We start from the raw sequence: 18,201 nt of genomic DNA, 5'->3' as shown, positions 1-18,201 counted from the left end.
AGTTTCTTTTATACCAATCAATATAAGTAAATGATCTAAATTAGCGTAGGAAAAAAGCTTGATAACAAGGCATAAAATTTCTGTTAGTAGTGGTTCTACATACAAATTTTATAACGTAGTTAGCGAGTTTTTTAACAAGCTAAGATGATCAGTTACTTATTGCGATTGGTACTATATAGCGATTTCAACCTTGAAGTCGCTTTAACATACGCAAAGTACTTGAGTACAAAGAGTATGAGCAATTACAGTATATACTCAAACTTATTCAAGATGCTTGCATCAATCAGAATTTACTTACAATTTGATTGAGAAACCCAAGTCACTGAGTATAAAGCTATCAATGTGAATAATGTTCAATTTCAGCCGAAATAATCTTAACCCCCGAATCGATATCTTCACTATCTAACCAAGTTAAGTTACTCCAACTGCGTAACCAAGTGATTTGTCGCTTGGCCAATTGACGTGTGGCACAAACCCCACGGAAGATGGCCTCATCCAATGTACCATTGCCATCTAAATATTCCCACACTTGTCGATAGCCTACACAACGAATAGAAGGAAGATCAAGATGTAGATCACCTCTAGCATGCAAAGCTTTCACTTCATCTTCAAATCCGGCGGCTATCATTTTTTCAAATCGCAGTTCAATCCGGCGGTGTAGCTCTGTACGCTCTTTTGGCATAATTGCGAATTGTTTCACTTGGTAAGGTAAGGCCTCACCCTTTTGTTCTGTCAACTCAGTTAGGCTTTTTCCTGAAATACGAAACACTTCTAATGCACGAGACAAACGTTGTGGATCGTTAGGGTGAATACGCTTAGCGGAAACAGGATCAATTTCACTTAACTGTTGATGCATTACATCCCAGCCTTTCTCGTTGGCTTCTTGTTCTATCTGCTGGCGAATATCCGGATCGGCTGCTGGCAATGGTGATAACCCTTCCAGTAAAGCTTTGTAGTACAGCATCGTCCCGCCAACCAACAATGGGATTTTACCTTGAGAGACGATTTCATCCATCTGCTGCAACGCATCACGACGAAAATCCGCAGCCGAATAAGCTTCACTAGGATCAAGAATATCAATCAATCGATGTGGTGCGAGTGATAATTCCTGTGCGTCAGGTTTAGCTGTACCAATATCCATGCCTTTATAAATTAACGCAGAATCAACACTGATGATCTCAACCGGATATTTTTGCCTTAAACGAATCGCTAGCTCAGTTTTACCTGATGCGGTTGGGCCCATTAAAAATAATGCGAGAGGTAATGGTTTTTTCATGATTGTAGCGCCGCTATTGATTCTGAGAAATTCACAGGTTGAATCCAGTTATATTGATGGTAAGGCAAATAAGCACCCCAGATTTGTTCAAGTTCTGCGACCAACTGAATCGCTTCAGAAAGACTATATTTGGGTTTTGCTACCACAATCTTGCTTGTGAGCCATTGAGTTATCAAGGGTAGTTCAATATTTTGTTCTTTTTGTAATTCAGCCAATAGGTCTGGTATTAACTGCTGTAAATTTTGCTGACGTAATGGTTGCGGTACCCCCATCACCATCACACTACTTTTCCCTTTCGCTTTTAATTCAATTCCTAGGGTAAGTAATCGTTTCTGATAAGTTGTTAAAGTTTCAATATCTCCAGCCGACATTGGTATATTTAAAGGGATCAATAAAGGCTGTGCTTTCAGCATATCCCCATTTATAAGGTTAAATTGGCCTTGAACACGTAGCGCCTCTGCTTTATTTAAATCAACCAAATGACAACCTTGTTCATTTTGCATCAACAAATAAACATCTTGAATCACCGTTAATGCTTTACCTAGGTTGGTGATACTAGTCTCTGAACTCTCATGCGTGCTGTCATATAAACCTGAAGCGGGTGCAATAGCTGTATCAGCTTCTTGATGAGAGGCATCTAGCTCAAGCTCCTCATTCGACTTATCAACAACACTCGCCAAGGGTTCAAATAAAGCACGATAAGCATCGGTTTGCTTTTTCTGTACCACGGAAGATGGACGCGAGCTTGGATAAGAGGTAGGAGAAGACGATCGCGAATGTCCCGATGAGACACGAGATGAATCCCACGCTTGAGTGCTAGCACTAGAGTTAGATCTTGTATGCTGAGGTTGATGGACTGGCGCTGACTCTCGAATCGAGTAGTCATCACTTCCAACGGGCTCAGTTGCGTACGCCGATTTAGATATTGATGGTTTAACGATCTCAATACTTTGCGCCAGTGCATCACTTAACGCTTGATAAATAAAGTCGTGAACTAAACGGGCATGATGAAAACGTACTTCATGCTTGGCGGGGTGAACATTAACATCGACTTGATGTGGATCGACTTCAATAAACAACACATAAGTGGCAAATTGCTCGGGACGCAGTGCATTTTCATAACTTTGACGGATCGCATGATTAATTAACTTATCACGCATCATTCTCCCATTCACATAACAATATTGGAGATCACTTTGGCTACGTGCGCCATCCGGTGTGGTGATCCAACCTTTAAGCTTTAAATCATCATGTTTAAGTTCAATTGAAACCGCATGCTCCATAAAGTTATTACCGCACACCGCTGCCACTCGCTTTTCAATTTGTAATTCTGTCTTGGCTGAGCGATATTGGCGTATGACTTTTCCGTTATGGCGTAAAGTAATTGAAACAGAAAAACAGCTCAACGCAATACGTTTAAGCAGTTCATCAATATGAGAAAACTCGGTCTTTTCAGTACGTAGAAATTTACGCCGAGCAGGAGTATTAAAGAAGAGATCGACTACTTCAACAGTAGTTCCAATCGGGTGAGCAGCAGGCGTTAATTGTACCGCCATATCTCGACCTTCAGCATACGCTGCCCATGCTTCAGCTTGAGTTGCAGTACGAGAGGTCAAGGTTAAACGAGAAACCGAACTGATACTGGCCAGCGCTTCACCACGAAAACCAAGGCTAAGAATGGCTTCAAGATCATCAAGAGAATGAATTTTCGAGGTAGCATGACGACTTAGCGCCAAGCCTAACTCATCTTTTTCAATACCCGAGCCGTTATCACGTACTCGAATAAGTTTGCTGCCCCCTTTTTCAATATCAACATCAATACGCGTGGCACCTGAATCGATACTATTTTCAACCAGCTCTTTCACCACCGATGCAGGGCGCTCAACTACTTCACCTGCCGCAATTTGGTTGGCTAATCGAGCGGGTAAAATTTTTATCGCCATAACGCTACTACACCATTTAATCGATTGAAATTAAGAGTGAACTTAAGATTGAGGTATGGTCAACTTTTGCCCAACTGCTAGGCTATCGGATCTCAAATTATTAGCTTTACGAATATCAGAAATACTGACGCCATATTGGTCAGCGATCTTACCTAAAAAGTCACCGCTTTTTACTTGATAGACCGTGGTTTTTACCGGAACACTTATTTGTAATTTCTGGCCAACTTTTAACGTATTGGAACGCAAGTTATTCTGCTGCTTGATACTGCTAACCGATACTGAATATTGCTCGGCAATTTTGCCTAGGTAGTCACCACTTTTAACCACATGAGTCACGACCGTATTACTGGTACTACCGGAAGTCGTTGAACCACTATGACTAGATGTGGCGCTCGGTGAGGCAACTTTCAACTCTTGGCCAATAAATACCGTCGAACTTTTTAAGTTATTCCACTTCATCAAATTTGCAGTGGTGGTGCCATAATTATGAGCAATCACCGAAAGAGACTCGCCACTTTTCACTTTATGCGTCGAACCTGACGATTGATTCACGACAATCATACCTTCTGGTGGATTGGCTCTAAAGTACTCAACTACCGCATTTGAAATTGCATCTGCCAATTTATTTTGATGGTAGTTCTGAAATAATAGCTTCTCTTCTTGTGGGTTAGAAATAAAGCCCGTTTCGACTAATATTGATGGAATATCTGGAGACTTCAATACCGCAAGGCTGGCATAAACTGGCTTAGAGGTGTGCATACGAGTCACTTGTTTTAACTCTTGGATCACCTTCAGCGCGAGTTTATTCCCTTCTGTCTGCGAGTGACTAAATTGCAAATCTAATACCGTTTGGCTAACGTTTTTATCATTGCTATTTTTCGATAACAGAACACCGCCACCACCTAGAAGTTCAGATTGCTCTTCTTTTTTGACCACCCAACGACCAATTTCGGTATTGGCACGACGAGTACTTAATACGAAAACTGAAGCACCGCGAGGCCCTGACGTCGTATAACTATCCGCGTGAATCGAAATCAATAATAAAGATTTATTTTTACGGGCAATTTCCGAACGTTTATTCAAGTTAACGTAGTAATCACCAGTACGAGTTAAGACCGCATGAATATTGGATGTTGAATTCAGCTTAGCCGCTACTTTTTTAGCAATAGTTAATGTGGCGTGCTTTTCATATTTACGCGTTGGTCCAATAGAACCAGGGTCTTCTCCCCCATGACCGGGATCAATCGCCACTACAATTTTAGAGGGTGGAATCGCGCGTGTTGTAACCGCTGGAGCGGATGCTTTTTGAGGAGCACTTTTCGCAGCAGTAGCATTTTTAGCAGCGATAGCATTTGATAATGTCGAGGTCGTTTCTTCATGTTTAAAATCAACCACTAACCTATGCCCATATTGACCATCTGCGGTTGGCGCTAGTGTGAATATTTCTGGTTTTTGTGCTGATTTCAATTCAAATACTAAGCGATAACTTGATGATTCAGCTGGTGTGCTATGACGAATTTTAGTCAATACCGGGCTATCTTTGATAACAATAGGTAACTTGGTTTTAAGTTGAGTTTGCTTTAAATCAAGCACCAAGCGATCTGGCCCACTTAAAGTGAAATAACTAAATTTAGCCTCGCTTGCCATATCCATCACCACGCGCGTGTCATGAGGGGAAGGCCAGACTCGAATACTATTTAAAGAGTTGGCATTAGCACTAGAAAGAGCACCAAGCCATAACATCATGAGCAAACACAGCGCTCGAAAATAAGAATGTTTCAACACAGCTCCAACTTACTTACCAAAGATTGCCCATATTCATTATTCGCCGAGATCACAACCTGACGTTGCACATCGACATAACGTAATTCTATATCCAAATCCGCTCGAGGAAGCAAACCTTGACCTTTTTCTGGCCATTCCACCAAACAAATTGCATCAGGGGTAAAATAATCTCGGATCCCCATAAATTCGAGCTCTTCAGGATCCGCAAGACGGTACAAATCAAAGTGATAAACTTGCCAGTTATCTAACTGATACGGTTCAACCAAAGTATACGTTGGGCTCTTTACATTTCCTTCATGGCCTAAAGCACGAATGAAACCTCGGCTAAAGGTCGTTTTCCCCGCACCAAGATCTCCATGTAAGTAAATAGTAGTTTGTTGAGAGCATAACTTAGCAAGTTGTGTTCCAAGCGCGATGGTCGCTGATTCATCACTTAACATAGCTTGCTTTATCATCTGCTTGGTCGTCATAAAGTTTCGTCATCCGTAAAATAAATGGCCTATCGGCAGTTTATCATTTCATAGAAAAAAATAGTAAACAGACTGAGTCAAAAGCCGCAAGACTCAGTTGTCTATTATTCTATATATTGACGATAAATTCTAAACAAAGTGTCAAAAAGAAATAGAAACTTAGTCAAAATTACGTTATTAGCTGAATAGAGATCATAGTTACTACTGAATAGCACTCCTAACTCATGCTAGAATTCTACTATAAATCTTACCGAAATAGCCCGTCTAACATGAACTATCAAGAACTTGCTAATAAAATCAAACTATGGGGTAAAGAGCTCGGCTTTCAGCAAGTTGGGATCACCGATGTTGACCTCTCGGAACATGAAGCCCAATTACAGCGCTGGCTTGATGCCGGTTTCCATGGTTCTATGGATTGGATGGCGCGACACGGCATGATGCGAGCACGCCCCCAAGAACTCCACCCTGGTACAATCCGTGTGATCAGTGTTCGTATGGACTACCTGCCTCCAAAGGCACAGTTTGCTTCAAACCTATCCGATCCCACTCAAGCTTATATTAGTCGTTATTCACTAGGGCGTGACTACCATAAACTCATCCGTAATCAATTAAAAAAACTCGGGCAACGGATTGAAGAAGAAGTAGGTAAATTAGGTTATCGACCTTTTGTTGATTCCGCGCCTATTTTAGAGCGCCCCTTAGCACAAAAAGCAGGATTAGGTTGGGCAGGAAAGCATTCCCTCATTCTTGATAAGCAGGCAGGATCTTGGTTTTTTCTCGGCGAACTATTGGTTGATATTCCCCTTCCTATTGATGAACCGCAAACCGATCAATGTGGCCAATGTAGAGCTTGCATGACATCTTGCCCAACAGGAGCGATTGTCGAAGAAGGAGTTGTTGATGCTCGTCTATGCATTTCCTACCTCACCATTGAGCTTAATGGCGTTATCCCCGAAGAACTACGTTCAAAAATAGGCAATCGAATTTATGGTTGCGATGATTGCCAGTTGGTATGTCCATGGAACCGAGCGGCAGAAGTCACTAATGAAGCAAGTTTCCATCGACGTGACATATTCAATGATGCTGACCTCATCCATTTATTTCAGTGGAACGAACTTCAATTTTTAAAAAATATGGAAGGCTCTGCTATTCGTCGTATTGGTCATATTCAGTGGTTACGTAATATTTCAGTTGCCTTAGGTAATGCACCCTATGAATCAGCGATCTTAGAGGTATTAACTGCCCGCCTGGGATTAGATGATAATTTAGATATTCATATTCAGTGGGCGATAGAGCAGCAAAATAAAAAGAAGAATGCTATTGAAACTAATACAGCACGAAATACTAAATTAGAAAGGCTAGTTAGAATTATAGGAAAAGGCTTACCAAGAGACGCTTAGTGATACTTATCCCAAAAAATATTAGAAATGTGGAAAAAGTGACAAAAGTGGGAGCGTGACAGGGCGTAACAAAAAGTTAAGCACATTCAAAAGAAATGATAAAGATCAAGTAAAAATCAAATAAAGATCCTTACGTGGTACTGTTCTTCCATACAGTAAAACCACAAAGACAAACAAAAACAACAAGTTACAGATTTGTCATTTAATTTGTGATTTTAATCAACTTTAGATGATCCATTTAAAATGGATTTTATTACAACTAAAAAACAACTTACACACCAAGTTATCCACAAAAAAAACATGTGGATAAGTTTGTAGATAATTATAGATTTTAGTTAGATCGAGCCTGTAAGAACACCAGAAAAGCTTCGATGTTAAGCCGCCGAACTGAGTTGGGAAATATAAACTGTAGCAATCAAAGAGCAGAAATCCAGTAAAACTAGATTTATTGTTGAATCGTGACGCCAATAATATCCATCACTGAATTACAAAGAATAAAAAACGATCTCCAAAGAGATCGTTTTTTATATATTTGAAGGAAGTTAGAATTTTAATTCCTAACCTCTAGGGTTCCAATTATCGACACCTAGAAACTAGGGGTCATAAACTAGAAACCTTCTTTATTTGGAGCGACACACGAGGTTCGAACTCGTGACCTCAACCTTGGCAAGGTTGCGCTCTACCAGCTGAGCTAGTGTCGCATTGAGGAAGCTAGGATTCGAGTTCCTAGTCCCTAGGTTTTTAGTTTTCCCTAGTAACTAGGGACCATAAACCAGAAACCTTTTTAATTTGGTTGCGGGAGCAGGATTTGAACCTACGACCTTCGGGTTATGAGCCCGACGAGCTACCAAGCTGCTCCATCCCGCGTCCGTGTTTTAGGTTGCTAGGATTTTAGTTCCTAGTCCCTAGGGTTCCAATTTTCGACACCTAGAAACTAGGGACTATTAACTAGAAACCTTTATAATTTGGAGCGACACACGAGGTTCGAACTCGTGACCTCAACCTTGGCAAGGTTGCGCTCTACCAGCTGAGCTAGTGTCGCATTGAGGAAGCTAGGATTCGAGTTCCTAGTCCCTAGGTTTTTAGTTTTCCCTAGTAACTAGGGACCATAAACCAGAAACCTTTTTAATTTGGTTGCGGGAGCAGGATTTGAACCTACGACCTTCGGGTTATGAGCCCGACGAGCTACCAAGCTGCTCCATCCCGCGTCCGTGTTTTAGGTTGCTAGGATTTTACTTCCTAGTCCCTAGGATTCCAATTTTCGACACCTAGAAACTAGGGACTTTAAACTAGAAACCTTTAAAATTTGGAGCGACACACGAGGTTCGAACTCGTGACCTCAACCTTGGCAAGGTTGCGCTCTACCAGCTGAGCTAGTGTCGCTTTGCGTTTCTCGTGGTCATAAACTTCACACTTCGAGAATCGTCAGCCTGAACGTCTTTCGTTGTTCAGGGCTGCGAATTATAAGAGCATTTTTTTTTGATGCAAGTACTACTTTCAAAAAAGTGCAAATATCCATTCAATCGTCGAAAAATAAATCAACCTGCGGTTTATAACCGCACTTTTTATAGCAACCAACTGAGAATTATTAGATTTTAAATACGCTTGAACGATAATACTGCAATTCTGCAATCGACTCACGAATGTCATCAAGTGCTAAATGACTACCTGATTTAGAAAAACCATCAAGTACTTCTGGCTGCCAGCGACGAGTTAATTCTTTAATTGTGCTGACATCAACGTAGCGATAATGGAAATACTCTTCAAGTAATGGCATATGCTTATATAAAAAACGACGGTCTTGACCAATACTATTGCCACAAATTGGCGACTTACCCTTTGGTACCCATTGCTCTAAAAATGCAATAGTTTGAGCAACCGCATCATCTTCTGAAACCGTACTCTCTTGAACACGTTTAACTAAACCACTATTAGTATGTGTATTGGTGCACCAGTCATCCATCTTAGCCAATTCAGATCCTGACTGATGAATAGCAAGCACAGGTCCTTCAGCTAAAATATTCAATTCACTGTCAGTCACAATGGAAGCGATTTCAATGATTTTATGTGTTTCAGGATCAAGTCCTGTCATTTCTAAGTCGACCCAAATTAAGTTTTGGTCACTGAAAGACGCATTTGACATAGATCTTTGCCTTTTTTATCTAGAAAAGAGGTATCATACTCTGCTTATATACCCAAGCAACTCCAAGATACAGAATTCAGAGCTATCATCCAAAGGGCAAGTTACTTGGGTAAATAGAAAAAACATACGTAGAGTATCCAATAGGGAATAAGTATAACCTGTGGCAAAAAAGAAAAAACTCACTAAAGGCCAAGTTCGCCGAGTTCGAACCAATCAAAAAAAACGTCTGACTCAAGAAGATTCCATCCAATGGGATGAAAATATGTTGGGTGGTATGCAAAAAGGCTTAGTGATCTCTCGCTTTGGGCAACATGCCGATATTGAAGATCTTGAAACTGGCGGCATTCAACGCTGTAATTTACGTCGAGGCATTGAAAGTCTAGTCTCTGGCGATCGCGTTATTTGGCGTCCGGGCCTTGAATCTATGGCTGGCATTTCAGGTGTGGTTGAAGCAGTTGAACCCCGTAGTTCTGTACTTGTTCGTCCCGATTACTACGATGGTGTAAAGCCGGTTGCTTCCAACGTTAACCAAATGGTGATCGTATCATCTGTATTGCCAGAGTTATCACTTAACATTATTGACCGTTATTTGATTGCAGCTGAAACACTCAAGATTGCCCCACTCATCGTATTAAATAAAACAGATTTAATTCCTAAGGGCGAAGAACAACAATATCGCCACGCGCTTAGCCACTACAAAAAAATTGGCTATGACGTTTTATTTGTCAGTCGTGAAACCGAAGATGGCCTAGTAAAATTGCAAGAAGCGCTCAAAGATCGTTTAAGTATCTTCGTTGGTCAATCCGGTGTAGGTAAATCAAGCTTAGTCAATGCCTTAATGCCGGAACTGAAAGTACTCGAAGGTGATGTATCGGAAAACTCAGGCTTAGGTCAACACACCACCACCACGGCTCGTTTATACCACTTCCCGAAAGGAGGCGATCTTATCGACTCTCCAGGAGTTCGTGAGTTTGGCTTATGGCATTTAGAACCAGAAGAAGTGACGCAAGCTTTTGTGGAGTTTCGCTCTTATCTTGGCGGCTGTAAATTTCGTGACTGCAAGCATAATGACGACCCAGGTTGCTTATTGCGAGAAGCGGTAGAAAATGGTGAGATCACTCAAGTACGCTTTGAGAATTATCATCGCATCATTGAAAGCATGACAGAAAACAAAGCCAACCGACAATTCTCTAAGAATAAGAAAGACTTATAAAACTAAGCCAACACTCTATTTCAAAAGCTGACAACGAGTTCGCTTTTAAGTAAAATCGGCTACCTTTTTCGTAACTCAGACGAAATGTTCAACCAAAACGGATATTCACGTGATAGATAAAATTAAAGTGACTCTGCAATATTGGCTCCCACAGCACGGCTTAACTCGCCTGATGGGCAAGTTGGCCTCCGCCAAAATGGGTAGCCTCACTACCGCCGTTATTCGCTGGTTCATTAAGCAATATAACGTCAACATGGATGATGCTGTACATTCCGATCCGGCTTACTTCAATAGCTTTAACGAATTTTTTGTTCGTGAATTAAAAGAAGATATTCGCCCGATTGCCGAAGGTGAAAACGTATTAGTTCATCCTGCTGATGCACGCACCAGCCAATTTGGCCCGATAGCTAATGGCCGTTTAATTCAAGCAAAAGGCCATGATTTTTCAGCCAAAGAATTACTTGGCGGTGATGAGACATTAGCACAAGAATTTACTGATGGTGAGTTTGCGACTTTATACCTATCACCAAGTGATTATCACCGTGTTCACATGCCTTGTGATGGCACGCTACGTCAGATGATTTATGTTCCTGGCGATCTATTTTCAGTTAACCCACTAACAGCAGCGAACGTACCTAATCTATTTGCTCGTAACGAACGTGTGGTATGTATTTTTGATACTGAATTCGGCCCAATGGCACAAGTACTTGTTGGTGCAACTATTGTGGGTAGTATCGAAGTTATTTGGGGCGGCACCATTACGCCACCAACAGGCTCATCGGTACACCGCTGGAACTACGAAACCACTGGTGATAAAGCGATTCATATCAAAAAAGGTGAGGAAATGGGTCGTTTTAAACTTGGTTCAACTGTGATTAACCTATTTGCCAAAGATCAGATTCGTTTCGATTCAACCATGGCTGAAGGTGAAAAAACAGTTCTCGGTACCGCTTATGCGCATCGCTTAAATGCCGATAATCAACAAGAGTCACACTCTGTGGAAACAGAATAAGAGTAGATACTCACCCTATCCCCCTCAGGGCAGTGAGATTTCTTACTGCCCTTTTGTATGTCTAAAATTTACTGGCTATCCGAATAGTCGCTGATTACTATAGCAATTCATCCATCCAAAGGGCCATGTCTATGCTTATCATCGCACACCGAGGTGCTCGCTCCACTCACCCAGAAAATACCTTATCAGCCATTCAAGCGGCTATAGATTTGGGTTGCAAAGCGATTGAAATAGATGTGCATGAACATGATGGCCAATTTTGGGTCATTCATGATAAATGGCTTAACCGTACTACGGATCATATAGGCAAGTTGCATTGGATGAGTGCCGATAAACTCAAACGTGTGAGAGTCGAGAAAACCGAACCCTTACCCACTTTATTAGATGTCTTGAAGTTGATGAAAGGTCAATGTGCATTAAATATCGAGCTCAAAGGAATTCAACATTTTGATTTTCTCTATCACCACCTGCAATTTGCCATTGAATCGTGTCAGTTTGAACATAAGCAGCTAATTATCTCTTCGTTCAATCACGATTGGTTACACACCATCAAGCAAGAGCAACCTCAATGGCTCATTGGTGCATTAACTGCCTCGAAAGGCATTGAAAAATCGATGTTTGCGAAAAACCTTGCCGCCACCAGCTTAAATTTAGATATTGATGTCGTAGATGAAGATTATGTACAACATGCCAAATCGCTAGGGCTAGCGGTGTATGTGTATACGGTTAATCGCCCAGAAGATTGGCAATGGCTTAATGATATCGGTGTAGACGGTGTATTTTGTGATAGTCCAGCTGAGGCTATTGCACTCTACCCGCAAGCTGAAACCTTTCATTGGTAACCTAACTTTTACTCTCAAAACGGAACGATATGAGTAATACATTATGAGCTACGAATGGTTTGCGCTTGCCGCTGCTGCATTATGGGCAATATCCAGCCTGATTTCAGTCACTCCAGCTCGTCACTTAGGCGCATTTGCTTACAGTCGATGGCGTATGGGTTGCACAGCACTAATGCTCAGCAGCATGGCGTGGGCGGTAGGTGGCTGGCAAACCGTCGATACATCACATGTTTTGCCAATGGCGCTATCGGGTTTTATTGGTATTTTTATCGGTGACACGGCTTTATTTGCCTGTATGAATCGGATGGGGCCTCGTATGGCTGGTCTACTTTTTTCCTGCCACGCGGTTTTTTCCGCCCTACTCGGCTATTGGTTGTTCCATGAAAGCTTAAAAGGCTTTGAATTAATTGGCGCTATTTTGGTTTTTTCAGGTGTGGTAATCGCTATTTTCTTTGGCCGAAAACAAGCCAATCAACATACTTGGGAAGTGGTACAAGGCAAACTTTCTATCGCCATCGGATTAGGTTTATTGGCGGCATTTTGCCAAGCGATGGGTGGGATCATTGCCAAACCTGTCATGCAAACGGCGGTCGACCCTATCGCAGCCTCTGCCATTCGGATGATCACTGCATTTTGCGCCCATTCATTACTACGTCTCAGTGGTGCACACATCGCGAAACCAGTACAGATCATCAACCTAAAAATATTAGGCATCACTGCTTTAAACGGTTTTCTTGCCATGGCAGTGGGGATGACTTTCATTCTTTATGCACTGCAAAAAGGTCATGTCGGAATGGTGGCACTTCTTTCCTCTACCACGCCAATTATGATTTTACCTTTATTGTGGCTCTACACGAAACAACGCCCTTCCCCTTTTGCTTGGTTAGGCGCATTATTAGCAGTGATTGGCACCGGAATTGTCGTGAGTGTGTAAGACCATCATGCCCTTGGAAAGGGAAATGCCGTCACCTGATCAATATGATCTGCACCGATCGCCAACATCACTAAGCGATCAATCCCTAATGCAACCCCTGCACATGGAGGCAATCCTACTTCTAACGCAGCAATCAAATGATGATCAATCGGTTGTGGTTGTAATCCCATTTCTACCCGCTGCTGATTATCTTGCTCAAAGCGTGCCAGCTGCTCTTTAGCATCATCTAACTCATGAAAACCATTGGCCAGTTCAATACCTTGAAAATACACCTCAAAGCGATCAGCGACTCGTGGATCTTGTTGACTAATCTTGGCTAAGGCAGCTTGCGATGCAGGAAAGTCATAAACCATCACTGGTACTTGTTGGCCAATATGCGGTTCAATCCCAACACTGAATAACAATTGTAGTAAAGTGTCACGATTCTCTTCTGATTCAGCAATATCGGATAAACCTAACGTCGTTGCCACTTCTTTTAATTGCCTCATTGTCGACTCTAACGGACAAATATCGAGTACTCGCAGAAAAGCTTGTTGGTAAGTGATTTTTTCGCAAGCTTCACAGCCAAGCACCATTTGTAAAAGTGCATCCATTTCAGACATTAAATCATGGTGATCAAAACCAACACGGTACCACTCCAACATGGTGAATTCTGGATTGTGATAGCGACCATTTTCTTCATTACGAAATGCTTTGTTGATTTGATAAATCGAACCACTTCCTGCCGCTAATAAGCGTTTCATGTGAAATTCAGGGCTCGTCATCAAAAATACGCTTTTTCCAAATGCGTATTCTGGACCAATAAACTCTGTTTTAAATGTATGTAAATGCACATCAGTCACAGTGGCGTGACTCATTGCTGGGGTATCCACTTCTAACACATTACGTTGAGCAAAAAATTGACGAATTGACGCCATAATCACAGCACGCTGCGCTAATTGTTCAATGGAAGCAGAAGGTTGCCAAAGATCCATATTGTTCTCGATTTCAACCAAAGAGATAAATAACAGTGTGCTCAGTTTAATCAAACCCAAATGAATAACCAACTTTTTAAGATGGATTATTCCTTGTCTCACGAACTGAATGAAAATCATTCTTAAAAAGGCACTTCTTATTTAAAAACAGGGGAATAGTTCAACTCACATTCTACTACTTTAGAGGGATAAAGTTGGGGTTTACCCTTGTTAGATCAATTTATTATTCAGCATTATTTCCTACACTAAATGTGCACAAATTAATAATTACTATTTTTCCAATCGTGCTCGTGAAACAAAGCTCTTATGAGCACACCTACTCTGGAGGATAACTGTGAAAGTCATAACCACAGATATCGCAGTCATCGGCGCTGGCGGCGCTGGTTTACGTACTGCAATTGCGGCAGCAGAAGCAAACCCTGAACTTGAAATTGCATTGATTTCAAAAGTGTACCCTATGCGTTCACACACGGTTGCTGCCGAAGGCGGTTCAGCGGCAGTTATCAAGGAAGAAGACAGCTTAGATAATCACTTCAACGATACCGTTGGTGGTGGTGACTGGCTATGTGAACAGGATGTTGTTGAATACTTCGTAGCAAACTCAACCCGTGAAATGATCCAAATGGAGCAATGGGGTTGTCCATGGAGCCGTAAAGAAAATGGCGACGTCAACGTTCGTCGCTTTGGTGGCATGAAAATCGAACGTACTTGGTTTGCGGCCGATAAAACGGGCTTCCATATGCTACACACCCTTTTCCAAACCTCTATTAAATATTCAAACATCAAACGCTTTGATGAGTACTTCGTGGTTGACCTATTAGTTGACGGTGAAGGCGATACGAAAGAGGCGCAAGGTATCGTGGCAATCCACATGTCTGAAGGTGAGTTAGTGGCGATCAAAGCGAAATCAGTGGTACTTGCCACCGGTGGTGCAGGTCGTGTTTACAACACTAACACTAACGGAGGTATCGTAACCGGCGATGGTATGGCAATGGCTTACCGTCACGGCGTGCCACTACGTGATATGGAATTTGTTCAATATCACCCAACCGGACTACCTGGTACCGGCATTCTCATGACTGAAGGTTGTCGTGGTGAAGGCGGTATTATCGTCAACAAAAATGGCTACCGTTACTTGCAAGACTACGGGATGGGTCCTGAAACACCTGTTGGCGAGCCTAAAAACAAGTACATGGAACTCGGTCCACGTGACAAAGTGTCTCAAGCGTTCTGGCACGAGCAACAAAAAGGCAACACCATCAAGCACCCACTTGGTGATGTGGTGCATTTAGATCTTCGTCACTTAGGTGAAGAATACCTACAAGAGCGCTTACCGTTTATCTGTGAACTAGCAAAAGCTTACGTAAACGTTGACCCAGCGAAAGAGCCAATCCCAATTCGTCCAACGGTCCACTACACCATGGGTGGTATTGAAACGGATGGTCAATGTGAAACTCGCATTAAAGGTCTATTCGCTGTGGGTGAATGTGCGTCAGTTGGCCTGCATGGTGCGAACCGCCTAGGTTCAAACTCATTAGCTGAATTTGTGGTATTTGGTCGCGTCGCTGGTGAAAACGCCGCTGAACGTGCTAAAGCATTCAAAGGCTGGAATGAAGACAACATCAAACGTCAAATCAGCGATGTAGAAGCTCGGATTCAAGCACTATTAGACAACGATGGTACTGAAAGCTGGTCTGATATTCGTACAGAAATGGGTCACACCATGGAAGCAGGTTGTGGTATCTACCGCAAAGAAAACTTAATGCAAACGACGATCGATAAGCTCACTGAACTTAAAGCACGCTACAAAAAAGTGGGTATTAAAGATAAAGGCAAAGTGTTCAACACTGACCTACTTTACGCTATCGAAGTGGGCTATGGGTTAGAAGTTGCAGAAGCGATGGCACAATCAGCCATTCGTCGTAAAGAATCGCGCGGTGCACACCAACGTTTAGACGAAGGCTGCACAACACGTGATGATGAGAACTTCTTGAAGCATACACTATCTTTCTACCAAGAAGATGCCGCTCCTGTGATCGATTACAGCTCAGTTAAGATCACTAAGTCTCAACCAAAAGCTCGCTTGTACGGTGCAGCGGCTGATGAAGCTGCCGCCAAAGAAGCAGCCGAACAACAAGCGCAGGAGAAATAATCATGTCTGCGACTGCAATTAATTCACCAAGAGAAGCTCGTATCCAAAAAGTCAGCATTCTGCGTTACAACCCAGAGACTGACAAAGAACCTTATTTACAAACGTTCGACGTACCTTGTGATGACACTACATCCATCCTAGATGCGATTGGTTATATCAAAGATCACCTAGACAAAAATCTGTCTTACCGTTGGTCTTGTCGTATGGCAATATGTGGTTCATGCGGCATCATGGTTGACAACGTACCAACGTTGGCTTGTAAGAGCTTTATGCGTGACTACCCAAATGGCGTGACCATCGAGCCTCTTGCTAACTTCCCTATCGAGAAAGATCTTATCGTTGATATGACACCTTTCATCGAGCGTTTGGAAGCAATCAAGCCATACATCATTGGTAACGACCGCAAACCAGAAGACGGCACTAACAAGCAAACCCCAGCGCAAATGGCGAAATACAAACAATTCGCTGGCTGCATCAACTGTGGTCTTTGCTACGCAGCTTGTCCTCAATTCGGTTTAAACCCCGAGTTTATCGGCCCTGCTGCATTAACGCTTGCACACCGTTACAACTTAGATACTCGTGATAATGGTAAAGCTGAACGTATGAAGCTTATCAACAGTGATAATGGTGCTTGGGGTTGTACTTTTGTCGGTTACTGCTCAAAAGTGTGTCCTAAGCACGTTGATCCAGCAGCAGCGGTAAACCAAGGGAAAGTGGAGTCTTCAATGGATTTCGTGATCTCTATGTTCAAATCACAGGAGATCTAGAATGAGCAATCGTAAACCTTACGTTCGTCCTATGAATCGTACTTGGTGGAGCAAGCATCCGTTCTACCGTTTTTACATGCTTCGTGAAGCAACGGTATTGCCGTTAATTCTGTTTACCTTATTCATGCTTTGTGGTCTAGCAAGCTTAGTAAAAGGACCTGTAGCTTGGCTAGAATGGCAACACTTTATGCAAAACCCACTAGTCATCGCGATTAACATCGTGGCACTAGCGGGTAGCTTATTCCATGCGGCCACTTTCTTTAGCATGATGCCACAAGTGATGCCAATTAAAGTCGCTGGAAAAAAAGTCGAGCCGAAAATGATTATTACCGCACAATGGGGCGCAGTTGCTGTGATCTCACTGATTGTATTGGTATTGGTGTAGGAGAAAAGAGATGATTAATCCAAACCCTAGACGTTCTGATGAGCCAATTTGGTGGTCACTATTTGGTGCTGGCGGTACTTGGTTTGCCATGATCACCCCTGTCACTGTTTTAGTGCTGGGTATCTTAATGCCGTTAGGTGTATTTGATGCCGATACTTTTAACTTTGTACGCGTTCATGCCTTTGCAAGTAGCATTATTGGTGGGCTATTTATTATCGCCTCAATTGCACTACCAATGTGGCATGCAATGCACCGTGTTCACCACGGCATGCACGACCTAAAATTCCACACTGGAATCGTCGGTAAAATTGCTTGTTACGCAATTGCCGCAATCATTTCGGTATTAGCTATCGCTTATATTTTCCTTCTGTAATAGGAATTTATAACTTATTGAAAAGCCAGCAGTCCTTGCTGGCTTTTTTGTTTTAGGGGGAAGAATTTTCGGATGGCGTGGCTCGACCGCTGCACTGCTCGTGGCTAGGAAAAGATACAAGAGCAGAAGCTGAGCCGGGGTTCAGGGATGCTACACTCGAGAGCCAAAAGGCATTATCGTTTATCGGTATTCGGCCGCGTTGCTACTCGTGATTCGAAAAGGACTTAATCTCCTAGCTTTTAACTGAACCGTCATCCTGAAAAGCGACGTAGGAGCGCAGTTCAGGATCTCCTAAAACGTATTGATATTTAATGGTTTTAAAGAAGTCACGAGCTGTTGGAGATCCTGAACTACGTTCGTGCCTCACTATTCAGGATGACGATCCATTTTTTATTCTGGCTCTAATCTTTTACTTTTATTCTTCTCGACTCTCGCAACATCTTTTCTACCAAATAAAAAAACGGGCCGCTGAATGATCAGCGGCCCATTTATTATTCTTCGAGTGTTACCTTTCGAGCTACGAGCAGCGAAG

Annotated in this window: 15 protein-coding genes and 5 tRNA genes; 9 read left to right on the top strand and 11 right to left on the bottom strand. The window is 42.4% G+C overall.

The window, feature by feature from the left end; genetic code table 11:
* Nucleotides 1-337: 337 nt before the first annotated feature.
* From miaA to tsaE, 4 genes are read right to left on the bottom strand one after another with little or no spacing between them, the layout of a single operon-like run.
* On the bottom strand, nucleotides 338-1,276 hold the full coding sequence (gene miaA, locus QQJ93_RS00980; protein WP_089124589.1) for a tRNA (adenosine(37)-N6)-dimethylallyltransferase MiaA: 939 nt from the start codon (nucleotides 1,274-1,276) through the stop codon (nucleotides 338-340).
* Nucleotides 1,273-3,219: a DNA mismatch repair endonuclease MutL gene (gene mutL / locus QQJ93_RS00975; protein WP_089124590.1), complete on the bottom strand. Its 1,947-nt coding sequence runs from the start codon at nucleotides 3,217-3,219 to the stop codon at nucleotides 1,273-1,275. Before mutL ends, miaA begins: the two co-directional genes overlap by 4 nt.
* A gap of 42 nt (nucleotides 3,220-3,261) precedes the next feature.
* Entirely contained in the window at nucleotides 3,262-4,965 is a 1,704-nt protein-coding gene (locus QQJ93_RS00970) for a LysM peptidoglycan-binding domain-containing protein (protein WP_089124758.1), read from the bottom strand.
* A 32-nt stretch (nucleotides 4,966-4,997) separates the two neighbouring features.
* Nucleotides 4,998-5,474 (bottom strand): tRNA (adenosine(37)-N6)-threonylcarbamoyltransferase complex ATPase subunit type 1 TsaE, encoded by a 477-nt coding sequence (gene tsaE, locus QQJ93_RS00965; protein WP_089124591.1) that lies wholly within the window; start codon nucleotides 5,472-5,474, stop codon nucleotides 4,998-5,000.
* 269 nt (nucleotides 5,475-5,743) lie between these two features.
* Here tsaE and queG point away from each other — a divergent pair, with 269 nt between their 5' ends.
* Nucleotides 5,744-6,874 carry a tRNA epoxyqueuosine(34) reductase QueG gene (gene queG / locus QQJ93_RS00960; protein WP_089124759.1) on the top strand — a complete coding sequence of 377 codons (1,131 nt, stop codon included), beginning with the start codon at nucleotides 5,744-5,746 and terminating at the stop codon, nucleotides 6,872-6,874.
* A 625-nt stretch (nucleotides 6,875-7,499) separates the two neighbouring features.
* Here the strand turns inward: queG and QQJ93_RS00955 are convergent.
* From QQJ93_RS00955 to orn, 6 genes are all read right to left on the bottom strand, one after another.
* Nucleotides 7,500-7,575, bottom strand: a tRNA-Gly gene (locus QQJ93_RS00955).
* A gap of 89 nt (nucleotides 7,576-7,664) precedes the next feature.
* Nucleotides 7,665-7,741 (bottom strand) — tRNA-Met (locus QQJ93_RS00950).
* A gap of 99 nt (nucleotides 7,742-7,840) precedes the next feature.
* A tRNA-Gly gene (locus QQJ93_RS00945) sits at nucleotides 7,841-7,916 on the bottom strand.
* A gap of 89 nt (nucleotides 7,917-8,005) precedes the next feature.
* Nucleotides 8,006-8,082: transfer RNA gene (locus QQJ93_RS00940), tRNA-Met, on the bottom strand.
* A 99-nt stretch (nucleotides 8,083-8,181) separates the two neighbouring features.
* Nucleotides 8,182-8,257: transfer RNA gene (locus QQJ93_RS00935), tRNA-Gly, on the bottom strand.
* A 205-nt stretch (nucleotides 8,258-8,462) separates the two neighbouring features.
* Nucleotides 8,463-9,017, bottom strand: a complete 555-nt coding sequence (gene orn / locus QQJ93_RS00930; protein ID WP_089124592.1) for an oligoribonuclease — start codon at nucleotides 9,015-9,017, stop codon at nucleotides 8,463-8,465.
* Between the two features lie 160 nt (nucleotides 9,018-9,177).
* Between orn and rsgA the strand changes: the two genes are divergently transcribed.
* The 4 genes from rsgA (at nucleotide 9,178) to QQJ93_RS00910 (ending at nucleotide 13,018) form a co-directional block, all read left to right on the top strand.
* On the top strand, nucleotides 9,178-10,230 hold the full coding sequence (rsgA, locus tag QQJ93_RS00925) for a small ribosomal subunit biogenesis GTPase RsgA (RefSeq protein ID WP_089124593.1): 1,053 nt from the start codon (nucleotides 9,178-9,180) through the stop codon (nucleotides 10,228-10,230).
* A 112-nt stretch (nucleotides 10,231-10,342) separates the two neighbouring features.
* Nucleotides 10,343-11,242 (top strand): archaetidylserine decarboxylase, encoded by a 900-nt coding sequence (asd, locus tag QQJ93_RS00920; protein ID WP_089124760.1) that lies wholly within the window; start codon nucleotides 10,343-10,345, stop codon nucleotides 11,240-11,242.
* A gap of 131 nt (nucleotides 11,243-11,373) precedes the next feature.
* On the top strand, nucleotides 11,374-12,084 hold the full coding sequence (locus tag QQJ93_RS00915; RefSeq protein ID WP_089124594.1) for a glycerophosphodiester phosphodiesterase: 711 nt from the start codon (nucleotides 11,374-11,376) through the stop codon (nucleotides 12,082-12,084).
* 43 nt (nucleotides 12,085-12,127) lie between these two features.
* Nucleotides 12,128-13,018 (top strand): DMT family transporter, encoded by an 891-nt coding sequence (locus tag QQJ93_RS00910; RefSeq protein WP_160117490.1) that lies wholly within the window; start codon nucleotides 12,128-12,130, stop codon nucleotides 13,016-13,018.
* Nucleotides 13,019-13,023: 5 nt separating this feature from the next.
* On the opposite strand, the gene epmA is transcribed toward QQJ93_RS00910, so the two are convergent.
* Complete coding sequence (epmA, locus tag QQJ93_RS00905; protein ID WP_089124761.1) at nucleotides 13,024-13,992, bottom strand: elongation factor P--(R)-beta-lysine ligase; 969 nt, start codon at nucleotides 13,990-13,992, stop codon at nucleotides 13,024-13,026.
* A 334-nt stretch (nucleotides 13,993-14,326) separates the two neighbouring features.
* On the opposite strand from epmA, the gene frdA reads away from it, so the two are divergent.
* The 4 genes from frdA to frdD are packed head-to-tail and all read left to right on the top strand — an operon-like array spanning nucleotide 14,327 to nucleotide 17,669.
* Nucleotides 14,327-16,144: a fumarate reductase (quinol) flavoprotein subunit gene (frdA, locus tag QQJ93_RS00900; RefSeq protein WP_089124596.1), complete on the top strand. Its 1,818-nt coding sequence runs from the start codon at nucleotides 14,327-14,329 to the stop codon at nucleotides 16,142-16,144.
* 2 nt (nucleotides 16,145-16,146) lie between these two features.
* A complete protein-coding gene (locus tag QQJ93_RS00895; RefSeq protein WP_089124597.1) occupies nucleotides 16,147-16,911 on the top strand; it encodes a succinate dehydrogenase/fumarate reductase iron-sulfur subunit in 765 nt (254 codons plus the stop codon).
* Between the two features lies 1 nt (nucleotide 16,912).
* On the top strand, nucleotides 16,913-17,296 hold the full coding sequence (gene frdC, locus QQJ93_RS00890) for a fumarate reductase subunit FrdC (RefSeq protein ID WP_089124598.1): 384 nt from the start codon (nucleotides 16,913-16,915) through the stop codon (nucleotides 17,294-17,296).
* A gap of 10 nt (nucleotides 17,297-17,306) precedes the next feature.
* Nucleotides 17,307-17,669, top strand: a complete 363-nt coding sequence (gene frdD, locus QQJ93_RS00885) for a fumarate reductase subunit FrdD (protein WP_089124599.1) — start codon at nucleotides 17,307-17,309, stop codon at nucleotides 17,667-17,669.
* The last annotated feature ends 532 nt before the right edge of the window (nucleotides 17,670-18,201 follow it).

Source organism: Vibrio algivorus, from assembly GCF_030161215.1.
GTDB lineage: Bacteria > Pseudomonadota > Gammaproteobacteria > Enterobacterales > Vibrionaceae > Vibrio > Vibrio algivorus.
The sequence above is the reverse complement of the archived record's forward strand: the minus strand, read 5'-3'. Positions and strand labels throughout refer to the sequence as shown.

Coding starts and splice junctions, on each gene's coding strand:
- miaA (WP_089124589.1), bottom strand. CDS start 1,276: ATGAAAAAACCATTACCTCTCGCATTATTTTTAATGGGCCCAACCGCA.
- mutL (WP_089124590.1), bottom strand. CDS start 3,219: ATGGCGATAAAAATTTTACCCGCTCGATTAGCCAACCAAATTGCGGCA.
- QQJ93_RS00970 (WP_089124758.1), bottom strand. CDS start 4,965: ATGATGTTATGGCTTGGTGCTCTTTCTAGTGCTAATGCCAACTCTTTA.
- tsaE (WP_089124591.1), bottom strand. CDS start 5,474: ATGACGACCAAGCAGATGATAAAGCAAGCTATGTTAAGTGATGAATCA.
- queG (WP_089124759.1), top strand. CDS start 5,744: ATGAACTATCAAGAACTTGCTAATAAAATCAAACTATGGGGTAAAGAG.
- orn (WP_089124592.1), bottom strand. CDS start 9,017: ATGTCAAATGCGTCTTTCAGTGACCAAAACTTAATTTGGGTCGACTTA.
- QQJ93_RS00915 (WP_089124594.1), top strand. CDS start 11,374: ATGCTTATCATCGCACACCGAGGTGCTCGCTCCACTCACCCAGAAAAT.
- QQJ93_RS00910 (WP_160117490.1), top strand. CDS start 12,128: ATGAGCTACGAATGGTTTGCGCTTGCCGCTGCTGCATTATGGGCAATA.
- epmA (WP_089124761.1), bottom strand. CDS start 13,992: ATGGATCTTTGGCAACCTTCTGCTTCCATTGAACAATTAGCGCAGCGT.
- QQJ93_RS00895 (WP_089124597.1), top strand. CDS start 16,147: ATGTCTGCGACTGCAATTAATTCACCAAGAGAAGCTCGTATCCAAAAA.
- frdC (WP_089124598.1), top strand. CDS start 16,913: ATGAGCAATCGTAAACCTTACGTTCGTCCTATGAATCGTACTTGGTGG.
- frdD (WP_089124599.1), top strand. CDS start 17,307: ATGATTAATCCAAACCCTAGACGTTCTGATGAGCCAATTTGGTGGTCA.